Origin of the sequence: Myxococcus sp. SDU36 (assembly GCF_030168875.1) — a bacterium.
Taxonomy (GTDB): domain Bacteria; phylum Myxococcota; class Myxococcia; order Myxococcales; family Myxococcaceae; genus Myxococcus; species Myxococcus vastator.
Window position 1 is genome coordinate 123781 of sequence record NZ_CP077414.1, and the last position, 12563, is coordinate 136343.

Sequence of the window (12563 nt, forward strand, 5' to 3'; positions counted from 1 at the left end):
CGCGGCCTCAGGGCGCGAGCGCGTGCAGCAGGTTGACGTAGCTGTCGGTCCAGACGCGCCTGGCCTTCAGCGCGGGCGGCGTGTCCACCGGCTGGAAGGGCAGCTCCTGGGTGAGGCGGGCCACGACGTCGCTGCTTGCGCTCATGGCGAACCAGACGCTGGGTGAGCGGCCCGACGCCAGCTCCTCGGCGGTGAGGCGCTCCGTCTGATTCACGAGCCCCTGGACTCGCAGCTCCGTGCTCAAGCGGGTGAGCACGGGGACCAGGTCGAAGAGCCGGCTGGAGACATGGAACAGCAGGAGCCCCTCCGGCGCGAGCTTCCGGAGGTAGAGGCTCAGCGCCTCCCGGGTCAGCAGGTGCGTGGGGACGAAGTCGCTGGAGAACGCATCGAGGACGATGACGTCGTACCCGCCGTCCTCGGCTTCCTCCATGCGAAGGCGCGCATCCCCCGCGAGGACGCGGAGCTCCGCCTGGCTGGAGCCGAGCATGCTGAAGTGCTGGCGCGCGAGCCGCTCCACCTCTGGATCCAACTCGTAGAAGTCCCAGCGCTCGCCGGGGCGGCCATACGCGGCGAGGCTGCCGATGCCGAGCCCCACGACGGCCACGCGCTCACGCGCGATCCGCTCCGAGGCCAGCACCCGGCCCACCGCGGAGCCCCGGTGGTAGTAGGAGAGCGGCTCTCCTCGCGCGTCCGGGTGGAGGTTCTCCACGCCGTGGACGGTGCTGCCGTGCTGGAACAGCCGCAGGCCCTCCGCGTCCTTGACGGTGTAGAGGCCGTAGAAGGTGCGCGAGCCTTCGATGCGACCGCGCGCGAGCATCCACCCGGAGAGCACCAGCACGGCGACGACGAACAGGGCGGCGCCGCTGGACACGTAGGGCGCCAGCTTCGGGACGGGCAGCCCCTGGCTCCGGCGCATCAGGTCCCTCGCCGCCAGCCCGCCCAGCAGGAGCAGGCCGGTGAGGCCGTGGTCCAGGTAGGGGAGCGCCAGCGAGCCCAGCGTCAGGGGGACGACCAGGGCCAGCAGCAAGGTGCCCAACAGGCCGCCCAGCGAGACGTGCAGATAGAACGCGCCCAGCAGGCGCGGGTCCGACGGGCGGCACCACACGAGGTTGCCGTGCATCAGCAGGCAACCCACCCACAGCACCGCGCTGTGCAGCACCAGGGAGGGGAGCGAAGTCTGCGCGCGTGCCAGCGCGAAGAGGGCCGCGCCCATGGCAACGGCGAGGCTCCCCAGCGCGAGCCGGTTCAACCCCGTGGGCGTGGGGGGGCGCTTCGAGAAGCAGACGATGAGCGTGAGCAGGTAGAGCGAGAGGGGGAGAATCCAGAGCAGCGGGATGGAGGCGTCCAGCGTGAGGACGTTGGTGACCGCGAGCAGCAGCGCATTGGCGCTCGCGGACAGCAGCAGCCAGGTGATGCGGGAGGCGCGCGGCGCGCGGGGCACTGGCTCGGTCCGGGCCACGGGCTCGGACGTCGTGCTCCCACCCGCAAGCGCCGGGCGGACACGCTGGATGCAGAGCAGCGCGAAGACGACGAACGCGCCGTAGCCCGCGTACCAGACGCCCAGTTGTTCCTGGAGGTCGAGCGCCGGCTCCACCAGGAAGGGGAAGGTGAGCAGCGCCGTGAGCGCGCCCGCGTTGGACGTTCCGTAGAGGAAGAACGGGTCGCCCCGGGAGGGATGCTCCGTGCGGGTGAACCAGCCCTGGGCGACGACGCTCGTCGTCGACAGGGCGAGGAACGGCAGCCCCAGTGACAGCGTCAGCGTGAGCAGGATGGCCGCCACGGGGTGCAGCTCGAAGAGGTGCATCCGGAACGGGAAGACGACCACCGCCAGCAGCACGAAGCCCAGGTGGGCCCAGCGGTAGCGGCCCTGGTGCGCGGCCACCGCGACGCGGCTCGAGTAGAAGTAACCGAGCACCAGCACCGCCTGGTAGAACACCAGGCACGTCGTCCAGATGGCCGCGCTGCTTCCGTAGGAGGGCAGCAGCAGCCGCGCGAGGATGAGCTCCACCTGGAAGAGCAGGAAGGAGCCGAGGAAGACCCAGAGGTGGAACAGCGTCCCCGTGAGCGCGTGGGTCGAGGACTTCGGGGCGGGGAGGTCAGTGGTCATCCTGGGAGCGACTCGCGAGGGCCCGTACACAGCGTGCGTGTATGGCCGTGTGGGCGGAGCATGGCTCCAGGCGGTCCGAAAAAAAACGCAGGGATGGCCTCAAGGTTTTCGGCGCCGTGCGTTTTCAATTTCGAAGTGGGGATGGGGAGGAAGCAAGCCCGGGGGGGCTGTTGCTTCCAGAGGGGGAGGGCGCGCCGGAGTCGGGCCGCGCAGTCATTGGGAGCACGTCGAGGGGGCGTGCTCCCAATGTTTTTTCTGGAGCTCTCGTCTGAGTGGCTCACGCGGCGGGGAGTGCGTCGGGGGGCGCGCTCCCCGCTGTGTTTTTTCAGGGGCCTGCTGCAGCCGGGCCCGGTCTCCCGGGCCCCGGCCGTGCCAGCGGGACTACTCGGCGTTGGATGAGGGCATGACCTTGATGGGCTGTCCGTCGTCGCCCGTCACCGTCGTGCCTTCAGTCTTCTGCTGCGCCGCCGTGGGCGTGCCCACCGCGAAGCTGAACACCCTGGACAGGTGCGTGCCCCGGAACTCACCCGTGACGGTGACGACGAGGTGAGACTGCCCTTCACCCGGCGTGAAGCTCACGTCGAACTCGGACAGGGCGTCCTGGGTGAAGTTGCCACCCGACACCGGGGTGGCGGCGCTCTTCACTTCCAGGCCGTCCACGCCGGAGAGGCTGACCTGGACGTCGGTCGCCGGCGCGTCGAAGCGCAGGGAGACGCGGGCCTGGTCCTCACCCAGCTTCGCGTCCACCTTCACCGGCGCGCCGGCCTTCGTGGTGTCCGAGCTGGCGCCAGGGGTGGGGTTCGACTTCGACGGGGAGGTGCAGGCCACCTGCGCCGTGAGCGCGAGGAGACTGGACAGGGCTGCGATTGCCTTGAAGTTCATGTGCGCTCCAGAAGTCACTGGCTGGTGATGGAGAGGGTGGGGAAGGGACTGTAGTTGCCGGCCGTCTCCTTGAAGCCGAACACGACGACGACGTACCGCGCGTCCGCCTGGGTCGGGATGCTGACGGTCTCCGTGCCGGTGTAGCCGATGTCGGCGTCCGCCAGGCGTCCGCCCTGCCCGAAGACTTCAATGCCCACGTCCTGCGTCGCGTGGGTCGCGCTGACGGTCATGTTCCGGCCCGTGCCGGTGAAGACGTAGTACTGGTTCTGCTCGCGCTTGTTGTAGTCGAGCCCGCCCACCAGCGGCACCTCGGTGGTGTACGGGATGCCCGGCACGTCGGTGTAGATGGCGCGCAGGGGGGTGTCCCCATCCCCGAAGTCCGAGGAGATGGACCCGATGTTGTAGTGGGCCAGCATCAGGTCCACGTCCGCGGGGCTGACGCCGGACTGGGCCTTGAGGCCGTTGATGAACGAGCCGATGGTGGTCAGCGCGGGCGTCGCCTTCTGCGGGCCGACGAGCACGTCGTAGAGGATGCCCAGGTCGTACGACACCACGTCGTGCGACTCGTTGGTGCCGGAGTCGTACAAGTCGTAGAGCAGCCGGAAGACGCTCATCTCGGAGAAGGCGCCCTTGCGCGGGTCGTCGGTGGTGAGCGGCTCGCTCTCCGCGTCGAAGCCGAAGGCGGTCAGCGTCGTGCCGTTCCAATACGTGTCGGCGTAGATGGGCTCCGGCAGCAGGATGCTGGCGAGCGCGTTGCCATAGCCCTCGCCGAAGGCGAGGCGCGGGTCCAGGATGTCACCGCTGGAGTGCGGCCCGCCCGGGCTGTCCGCGCGGGACAGGTTGGCCTCGAAGTAGTGCCCCCACTCGTGGACGATGACGTGGGCGTCGAACTCGTCGGTGTCCGCGCCGTCCCGGCCGAGCACGTAGATTTCGTTCTCCGTGAAGGAGAAGTGCGACGTGCCGATGCGGCCCTGCGGCTTGCTGCCCGACTGGGGCACGTTGTTCGGGCTCCAGTTCACCTTCAGCAGCGGGAAGTTGACCGGGCGCACGTCCATGAAGGCCCGCGACGCGGTGTACATGCTGTCGAGGATGGCGAAGGGCGCCGCGACGCGCCGGCTCGCCGTGTAGTTGGTGCCCGCCCAGCCGTGCGTCGCGTGCAAGTCCTTGGTCGTCACCGTGGTGGTGATGGCGTCACCCACCGCCCAGATGGCGTTGTTGTCGGTGTTGTCCTCAATCTGGATTTCCGGCGAGGTCGTCTTGGCGAGCGCGACCAGGCTCAGTCCGCTGCTGCTGGAAGGGGTGTATGTGAGCGTGTAGCGCCCCTGCTCGTCCGTCGTTCCATCGACGAGCACGCGCGTGCCCTGTCTCACCTGGACCACGGCGTTGCGCACGGGCCGCACGGAGGACTGGGCGAAGTCCAGGGTCCCCCGCCGCGTGGAGGGCGAATAGACGGCCGGGACGAAGTCATACGTCACCGTGCCGCTCAGGGTGATGGGGTCGCCCGTGTAGCCGCCCCCATCATCATCACCGTCGTCGTCACCGGGACACGCAGTTGTCAGCGCCAGGGTGAATGCGAGCGCCAGCACCTTGCGGGTGAGGCCTCGGGTCGGCTTGCGAGTCACGTCCATTCGGTTCTCTCCCCCTTGCCGCTCGCGCATTCGAGGGCAGGCGGGGCATTGTCGACAAGTCCGCGGTCAACTTCAAACGCACATTGGCCGCGGACCTGTCGGACCGGACGTCAACTCAGGGGAGCGGCCCGTCGACCAGGCGGAGCACGTCCGCCAGCACGCCGGCCGCCGTCACCGCCGCGCCCGCGCCGTAGCCGCGAATCACCAGCGGTGTGGGGCTGTAGCGCTCCGAGGTGAAGCTGAGCGCGTTCTCTCCGCCCTTCACCGCCGCCAGCGGGTGGGACAGGGGCACCGGCACGAGCCCGACGAAGCAGCCGTCCTCCGTGACGCTGCCCACGTAGCGGAGCACCTTGCCCTCCTGGCGGAGGGCCTCCACGCGGCGCTGGAAGGCGGCGTCCACCTGGGGGAGCCGGGCGAGGAAGTCCTCCAGCGGTCCGGTGGCGTCGAAGTCCGACGGCAGCAGGGAGTCCAGCGTCACCTGCGCCAGCTCCACGTCGCGGCCCAGCTCGCGGGCGAGGATGAGCACCTTGCGCGCCACGTCGGTGCCGTGGAGGTCGTCGCGCGGGTCGGGCTCGGTGAAGCGCTTCTCCATGGCGGTGCCCACCGCCTGCGACAGGGGGACGCCTTCCTCCGTCAGGCCCAGGATGAACGACAGTGAGCCGGAGAGGATGCCCTCCACGCGCAGCACCTGGTCTCCCGTGCGCAGCATGTTCTTCAGCGTGTCGATGACGGGCAGCGCCGCGCCCACGTTCGTCTCGTAGAGGAAGCGGCGCTGGTGGCGGGAGGCCGTCTCGCGCAGCTTGCGATAATGGCTCCACTGGCCGGCGTTGGCCTTCTTGTTGGCGGTGACGACGTGGAGCCCCGCCTCCATCAGCGACGGGTAGGCCAGCGCGATGTCCTCGCTGCTGGTGCAGTCCACGAAGACGGGCCGGCCCGGCCGCTTCGCGCGGGCCCAGTCGCGGAAGGTGTCCAGGGGCGCGCCGTCGCTGGCGGCCGACAGCCGCTGCTTCCAGTCCTCCAGGGGAAGGCCCTCGCTCGCCGTCACGACGCGCTTGCTGTTGGCGATGCCGCAGACGCGCAGGTCCACGCCGTGGGCGCGCAGCTTGGGCGCCTGCTGGTGGACCTGCTTGAGCAACTCGCTGCCCACGCTGCCCACGCCGGCCAGCAGCAGCTCCACGACCTCCGTGGTACCGAAGCACCGCCCGTGGACGTGGGCCAGGGCGCGGGGACCGTCCACCTCCGCGATGACGGCGGAGATGCTGCGCTCGCTGGAGCCCTGCGCGATGGCGGCGATGCTGCACCCCACGTCCGCCAGCGCGCTGAAGAAGGTGCCCGCCACGCCCACGCGGTGGCGCATGCCATCCCCGACGATGCTGAGCACGGCGAGCCCGCGCTGCTGCTCGATGGTGTCCACCTTGCCCGCCGCGCGCTCCATTTCAAACGCCGCCTCCAGGGACTGCACGGCGCGCTCCGCGTCCGCCTGCTGGACGCAGAAGCTGATGGAGCACTCACTGGAGCCCTGGGTGATGAGCACCACGGAGATGCTGGCGTGGGCCATGGACTCGAAGACGCGGGCGGCGGTGCCCGGAACGCCCTTGAGCCCCGCGCCCGCCAGGTTCACCAGGGCGATGCCGGGCAGGAAGGACAGGCCGCGCACCGGGTGCTCGGGCGGGGCGGCGTCGTCGGTGACGCGGGTGCCCGGGTGGTCGGGGCGGAAGCTGTTGCAGACGCGCACGGGGATGCCGCGCTCCCGCGCGGGCGCAATCGTCTTGGGGTGGAGCACCTTGGCGCCGAAGTACGCCAGCTCCATGGCCTCCTCGAAGCTCACCTCGGGCAGCGGGAAGGCCTCCGGCACCAGGCGCGGGTCGGCGCTGAAGATGCCGTCCACGTCCGTCCATATCTCCAGCAGCTCCGCGTCCAGCGCCGCCGCCGCCAGCGCCGCCGAATAGTCCGAGCCACCCCGGCCCAGGCACATCGTCTTGCCCCGGGCGTCACCGCCGAAGAAGCCCGGCATCAGCATCAGCCCGGGGCCGCTGGCCTCGCGCAGCGGCGAGAAGCGCGCCCGGCTCTCCTCCTGGAGCGGCGTGGCCTGGAGCGGGTCCCCGGCGCAGAGGATGACGTCCCGTGGCTCCACCGCGTGCGGCGCCAGTCCGCGCGCGTGCATCAGCGCACCCAGAATCAGGCACGAGGCGCGCTCGCCCAGGCCGGACAGGTGCGCGAGCACGGAGGGCGAACATTCCCGCAGCAGCCCCACGCCCTGCAGCAGCCCGCGCAGCTCCGAGGCCAGCGTGGAGAGTCCCTCTTCCAGCGAGCGCAGTTGCGTCTCCCCCAGCTCCGCCGCCAGCTCACGGAGGATGCCGCGGTGGACATCCTCGAAGCGGCCCTGGAGCGACTCCACCGGCTGGCCTTCCTGGGCCGCGCGGGCCGCGTCCACCAGGAGGTTGGTGATGCCGGTCACGGCCGAGGCGACCACCATCACCCGCGTCTCCTTGCGCGCCGCCGCGGCCAGGTCCGCCACGCCGCGCATCCGCTCGGCGGTGCCCACGCTCGTTCCCCCGAACTTCATCACCCTCATGAGCGCACCTCCGCGTGGAAGGCGGCGAGGCGGGACGGCGTCGTCTGCGGGGAGGGCTGCATGTCGGGGCTCCTGCGGCATGTGAAAACAAAAAAGCCCCGCGCCGGAGAGCGCGGGGCCGAGCTGGAAACCAAGGTGGCTTCCGTGGCTAGACCACCCGCGCCCGGCGGGGAGTCGTCGTGGTCGTCGTCGTGGCGGTCAGCGCGGTCGTCAGGACACACGCGGGCGCGAGGAGCGTCGTTCCCTCGCGCTGCGCGTGCTGGTCGTTGACGCCGTTCATGAAGGGAAGGCTGGCCGAACTTGCCGCGGCAAGTCAAGCAGGGGACCCGGCAGGTCCCCGCATGACAGGGAAGGGCTCGCGAAGGTCAACGCGAGCCCTCCCGGGCGTTCAGCTTGCCAGGCGCACGACCAGTTGGGTGAGGCCGTAGACAAACACCGCCGTCAGCGCCGCGGCCGGGATGGTGAACACCCAGGCCCAGATGATGCGGCCGGCGACGCCCCACTTCACCGCGCGCCAGCCGCGGGTTGCGCCCACGCCGACGATGGCGCCGGTGATGGTGTGGGTGGTGGATACGGGGATGCCGAGCTGTGCGAGCGCGATGATGGTGACGCCGCCGCCCGTCTCCGCCGCGAAGCCGCCAATGGGCGCCAGCTTGGTGAGGCTGTGGCCCATGGTGCGGATGATGCGCCACCCGCCGAAGAAGGTCCCCAGGGCGATGGCCGCGTGGCAGGAGATGATCATCCACCAGTCGATGTGGAACGGCCGGTCCTTCCAGATGGTGCCGAAGAGCACCACGGCGATGATGCCCATCACCTTCTGCGCGTCATTGGTGCCGTGGCTGTAGGAGAAGATGGCGGACGACACGAGCTGAAGCCGGCGGAACCACGAGTCCACCTTCAGCGGTGTCTGGCGGTGCACCGTCCAGGTGCTGAGCACCATCAGCCCGATGCCCAGCGTCATGCCGATGAGGGGCGACAACACGATGAAGGCGGCGATCTTCGCGATGCCCGAGCCCACCAGGCCGGCGAAGCCGAGCACCGGCAGCGTGGCGCCAATCATGCCTCCCGCCAGCGCGTGCGACGACGAGGAGGGCAGGCCCCACCACCACGTCAGCAGGTTCCAGACGATGGCGCCCATGAGCGCGGAGAAGATGACGGCGAGCACCGCGCTGGGGCCCTGGTCCCGGAGCATCTCGAAGTTGATGATGCCCTTGCCCATGGTGTTGGCCACGTGGACGCCCCCGCCAAAGGCCGCCACGAAGTTGAAGAAGGCGGCCCAGGCCACGGCCAGGTTGGGGGACAGCACTCGGGTGGAGACCACGGTGGCGATGGAGTTCGCCGCGTCGTGGAAGCCATTGATGAAGTCGAAGATGAGTGCGACCGCGACGATGAGGATGACGGCGGCGAGTAGCATTTAGCTGTGCTCCAGCACCACGCCTTCGATGACGTTGGCCACCGACTGGCACTTGTCGGTGGCGGTCTCGATGAAGTCGTAAATCTCCTTCCACTTGATGATGAGCAGCGTGTCCGCCCCGCTCTTGAAGAGCCGGCCGACACCCGCGCGCAGGGCTTCATCCGCCTGCGTCTCCAGGCGCTTGATTTCCTTGCACCCGGCCAGAATCTGCTCCGGCTTCTTGATGAGCCGCAGCGCGGCCACCACTTCCTGCACCTTCTGCGTGGACAGGACCAGCAGGCGCGCCAGCTCCGTGGCGTCCGGCAGGCTGGAAGGGATTTCGTAGTAGTGCAGGCGGGCGGCGGCGGCGTTGGTCAAATCCAACACGTCGTCGATGCGGGAGAGCAGGGAGTGAATCTGCCCCCGGTCGAACGGGGTGATGAACTGCTGGTGCAGACGGTTGAAGGCGGTGTGGGTGACCTCGTCCCCACGGTGCTCCACGTCCTTGAGCGCCTGGACCCGCGCGGCGACGTCGCGGTAGTCACTGAGCAGCGCGTAGAGCATCTTCGCGCCTTCGACGGTGACGGCACATTGCGCATCGAAGTCGTCGAAGAACTCGTCCGACTTCGGCATCAGCTTCTCGAGCATCCGTCCCTCCAAGTCGCCTGGGGGCAGGCGACGCCGTTCTTGAGGGCGGTTGATATGTCTGTCACGCGCCCGTGGCGCGCCCGTGACTACCCTAAGTGGAGAGAATCTCCAGCCTTCCTTTCTACTTGCCTGTGGCTCCCACCCTCGCTAGGGCGCGCCCGCCGGGGACAGAGGGGAGGAACCAGGGCTGGCCGCCTTGCTCGCGGCCCGGCCGCTCAGACGGCGATGACAATCTTCCCGAAGTGGGCGCCGGACTCCATGTAGCGCAGCGCCTCGCGCGCCTGCTCGAAGGGGAAGCTCCGGTCGATGACGGGCTTGAGGCGGTGCTGGGTGATGAGCCGGTTCAGGTCCTCGAACATGGCGCGGCTGCCCACGTAAGTCCGCTGGACGTCGAGCTTCTTGGGCTCCACCAGGGCGGGGTCCGGCCTGGCGAAGCCGCCGCTGAGCATACCGATGAGGGAGATGTGGCCCCCGGGCTTCGTGGCCCGGACGGAGCGGGGGAAGGTCTGCTCGCCGGCCACCTCCAGGACGTGGTCCACCCCCTGGCCGCCCGTGAGCGCCAGCGCCTGCTCGTCCCAGTCCGGGTGCTTCTTGTAGTTGATGGTGCCATCCGCACCCAGATTCCGGGCGTGCTCCAGCTTCGCGTCCTGGCTGGAGGTGATGAGGACCCGCGCCCCCAGCGCCTTGGCCAGTTGGAGCGCGAAGACGGACACGCCGCCGGTGCCCTGCGCCAGCACCGTCTGGCCCGGCTGGAGCCGGCCCTCGGAGACCAGGGCGTTCCAGGCGGTGACGGCGGCGCAGGGGAGGGTGGCGCCTTCCTCGAACGACAGGTGCTCCGGGAGCAGGACGAGCCCCTCCGCGTCCACGACGACGTACTCCGCCAGCACGCCATCCACGCTGCCACCCAGGGCGTTCTGCGTCTTCTCTGGTGAGGGCGGGCCGTCCGTCCACGTCTGGAAGAAGGTGGGGGCCACGCGGTCACCTGGCGTCACGCGGGTGACGCCGGGGCCCACGGCCACGACCTCTCCCGCGCCGTCCGACACGGGGATGAGGGAGGCGGGGCGCGTTCCCGGATAGCGGCCCAGGGCGATGTAGAGGTCCCGGTAGTTGAGGGACACCGCGCGAATCCGGACCCGCACCTGGCCGGGGCCCGGCGTGGGCCCCGGACGCTCCACCTGCACCCATGCGTCGGCGCTCCCCGTCTGCTGCAGTTCGTAGGCTTTCATGCGGGCATGACTATCCACGGACCGTCAGGGCCGCCATGCAACCGATGAGGGAAGGGCTCTCCGGCTGGGTGGAAGTGCCCGGAGTGAAGTGTTTCGCCGTGTGCGCCTGCCCGGAGGCCAGGGGAGCGGAGGCGGCAAAGGGGTGGGCAGGGGCGGCAAACCCGGCTACATGCTGGCGGCAGGGGAGCGGCCCGCTGAACGGGACGCTCCGGCTGCTGCCCCGGGTTCTCGCATGATGCCGACTTCTCCCATGCCGCTGTCTGTCGCGCCGATGATGGACTGGACGGACCGCAACTGCCGGTACTTCCATCGCCAGCTCAGCCGCCACACGCTGCTGTATACGGAGATGGTCACCACGGGCGCCATCCTGCATGGCGACCGGGAGCGGCTCTTGGGCTACGACGCCGCGGAGCACCCGGTGGCGCTCCAGCTTGGCGGTTCGGAGCCGGCGGCGCTCGCCGAGTCGGCCCGCGTCGGCGAGCAGTGGGGCTACGACGAAATCAACCTCAACGTCGGTTGCCCGAGCGACCGCGTCCAGTCGGGGCGCTTCGGTGCGTGCCTGATGGCGGAGCCGGAGCTGGTGGCGCGGCTGGTGGGGGCGATGCGGGATGCGGTGAGCATCCCGGTGACGGTGAAGTCGCGCATCGCCATCGACGAACTGGAGGAGTGGCCGACGCTGGAGGGCTTCATCCGGACCGTGTCGGCGGCGGGGTGTACCCGCTTCATCGTGCACGCGCGCAAGGCGTGGCTCCAGGGGCTGAGCCCCCGGGAGAACCGCGACGTGCCGCCGCTGCGCTACGACCTGGTCCACCGGCTCAAGGTGGAGTTCCCGCACCTGGACATCCGCATCAACGGCGGCATCAAGACGCTGGACGCCGCCGCGGAGCAGTTGGGCCACGTGGACGGGGTGATGATGGGTCGCGCTCCGTACGAAAACCCGTACCTGCTGGCCGAGGCCGACCGCCGCTTCTTCGGCGCCACCACGCCGGTGCCGCAGCGGCACGACGTCGTCGAGGCGATGCTGCCGTACATCGAGAAGGCCATGCTGCGCGGCGCGCCGCTGGGCGCAGTCACGCGGCACATGCTGGGGCTCTTCCAGGGGCTCCCGGGGGCGCGCGCGTGGCGCAGGCACCTGAGTGAGAATGCCCACAAGCAGGGCTCGGGGCCGGAGGTCGTCGTGGCGGCGCTGGCGAAGGTGCGGCGGGAGCCCGAAGTCGACGTCGCGGCCTGACCCCGACACCAGAGGGAACCGCAGACTCGGGCCGCTTCCTGTCGGACCGGCATGCGATTCCCTCTGGCCCACCGCCGCACTCGGCGTGGTCCGCGCCCTCGTGAAGCGTCCCGCTGCCACCGTGGTCCCCAAGCACCGCTCCAAGTCGGCGCTCACACGGCGAATTAGGCACTGCTTCGAGCACAGCCCCACCCGCGAGCACCCCTGCCTCTCCGGGTGCAATACGCCCGGAATCCGCACCCATGGCCGAAGCCGCCGAGTGCATGACCATTCTTGTCGCATGTCATGGCGGCGTGACGCCCGTCATGGTTTGCGCATGGTTCCTTCGCGGAGCGCGTCCAGCAGCGCTCCCCCGCCTCATCCCGGGGGCAAGTCCCGGATGCTGTGAAGGATGGGGAACGGGGGAGGACCTCGGAATGCTTCAGGGGAACTGCTGAGCGGACTGGACTTGGATGGGATTTCGCAGGGACATGCCGCGGTAGCGGCGGTTGCTCAGGTGATGGAGGATTTCAATGCGACGGTGGTGATGTGGCGCTGGCGCGGTCCGGGAAGGCCCCCACGGAGCGGATGCTGCCTTCTCCGAAGGCGGAGGAGCCCCGCCTGCCTCATTCGCAGCGGGACCTCTCCGCAAGCACTACTTCCCGTGCCGCACTTGGTCCCGAAGATGCTCGGTCAACGTGAACAGGATGGCCACCGTCCTCCTCCAGGTAAGAGGCGAAGCCAAGAGCTTCCTCGCGGCGCGCAGCATGGCGCTCACCCCCTTCTCGCCTGACTAATCACACCTTGCCTGTACGGCGATATATAGGGGACGAAGACTTCTCCTCGGTCCATATCCCGCCGGGGGAAGAGAAGTTTTCCTGATCGAAACGTGCC

Annotated in this window: 9 protein-coding genes; 1 reads left to right on the forward strand and 8 read right to left on the reverse strand. The window is 69.5% G+C overall.

Annotated elements, in window-relative coordinates:
* Nucleotides 1–7 precede the first annotated feature (7 nt).
* The 8 genes from KGD87_RS00495 to KGD87_RS00530 form a co-directional block, all read right to left on the reverse strand.
* Nucleotides 8–2107, reverse strand: a complete 2100-nt coding sequence (locus KGD87_RS00495) for a spermidine synthase (protein ID WP_284665628.1) — start codon at nucleotides 2105–2107, stop codon at nucleotides 8–10.
* A 381-nt stretch (nucleotides 2108–2488) separates the two neighbouring features.
* A complete protein-coding gene (locus tag KGD87_RS00500) occupies nucleotides 2489–2989 on the reverse strand; it encodes a hypothetical protein (protein ID WP_284665629.1) in 501 nt (166 codons plus the stop codon).
* 14 nt (nucleotides 2990–3003) lie between these two features.
* Nucleotides 3004–4617 (reverse strand): hypothetical protein, encoded by a 1614-nt coding sequence (locus tag KGD87_RS00505; RefSeq protein WP_284665630.1) that lies wholly within the window; start codon nucleotides 4615–4617, stop codon nucleotides 3004–3006.
* A gap of 115 nt (nucleotides 4618–4732) precedes the next feature.
* Nucleotides 4733–7192 carry a bifunctional aspartate kinase/homoserine dehydrogenase I gene (gene thrA / locus KGD87_RS00510; RefSeq protein ID WP_284665631.1) on the reverse strand — a complete coding sequence of 820 codons (2460 nt, stop codon included), beginning with the start codon at nucleotides 7190–7192 and terminating at the stop codon, nucleotides 4733–4735.
* Nucleotides 7193–7340: 148 nt separating this feature from the next.
* Nucleotides 7341–7472, reverse strand: coding sequence for a hypothetical protein (locus KGD87_RS00515; RefSeq protein WP_284665632.1), 132 nt, complete (start codon nucleotides 7470–7472; stop codon nucleotides 7341–7343).
* Between the two features lie 108 nt (nucleotides 7473–7580).
* Nucleotides 7581–8606 (reverse strand): inorganic phosphate transporter, encoded by a 1026-nt coding sequence (locus KGD87_RS00520; protein WP_284665633.1) that lies wholly within the window; start codon nucleotides 8604–8606, stop codon nucleotides 7581–7583.
* Entirely contained in the window at nucleotides 8607–9233 is a 627-nt protein-coding gene (locus KGD87_RS00525; RefSeq protein ID WP_163786492.1) for a DUF47 domain-containing protein, read from the reverse strand.
* Nucleotides 9234–9448: 215 nt separating this feature from the next.
* A complete protein-coding gene (locus tag KGD87_RS00530; RefSeq protein WP_284665634.1) occupies nucleotides 9449–10459 on the reverse strand; it encodes a zinc-dependent alcohol dehydrogenase family protein in 1011 nt (336 codons plus the stop codon).
* A gap of 232 nt (nucleotides 10460–10691) precedes the next feature.
* Here KGD87_RS00530 and dusA point away from each other — a divergent pair, with 232 nt between their 5' ends.
* On the forward strand, nucleotides 10692–11690 hold the full coding sequence (gene dusA, locus KGD87_RS00535) for a tRNA dihydrouridine(20/20a) synthase DusA (RefSeq protein ID WP_284665635.1): 999 nt from the start codon (nucleotides 10692–10694) through the stop codon (nucleotides 11688–11690).
* Nucleotides 11691–12563 lie beyond the last annotated feature (873 nt).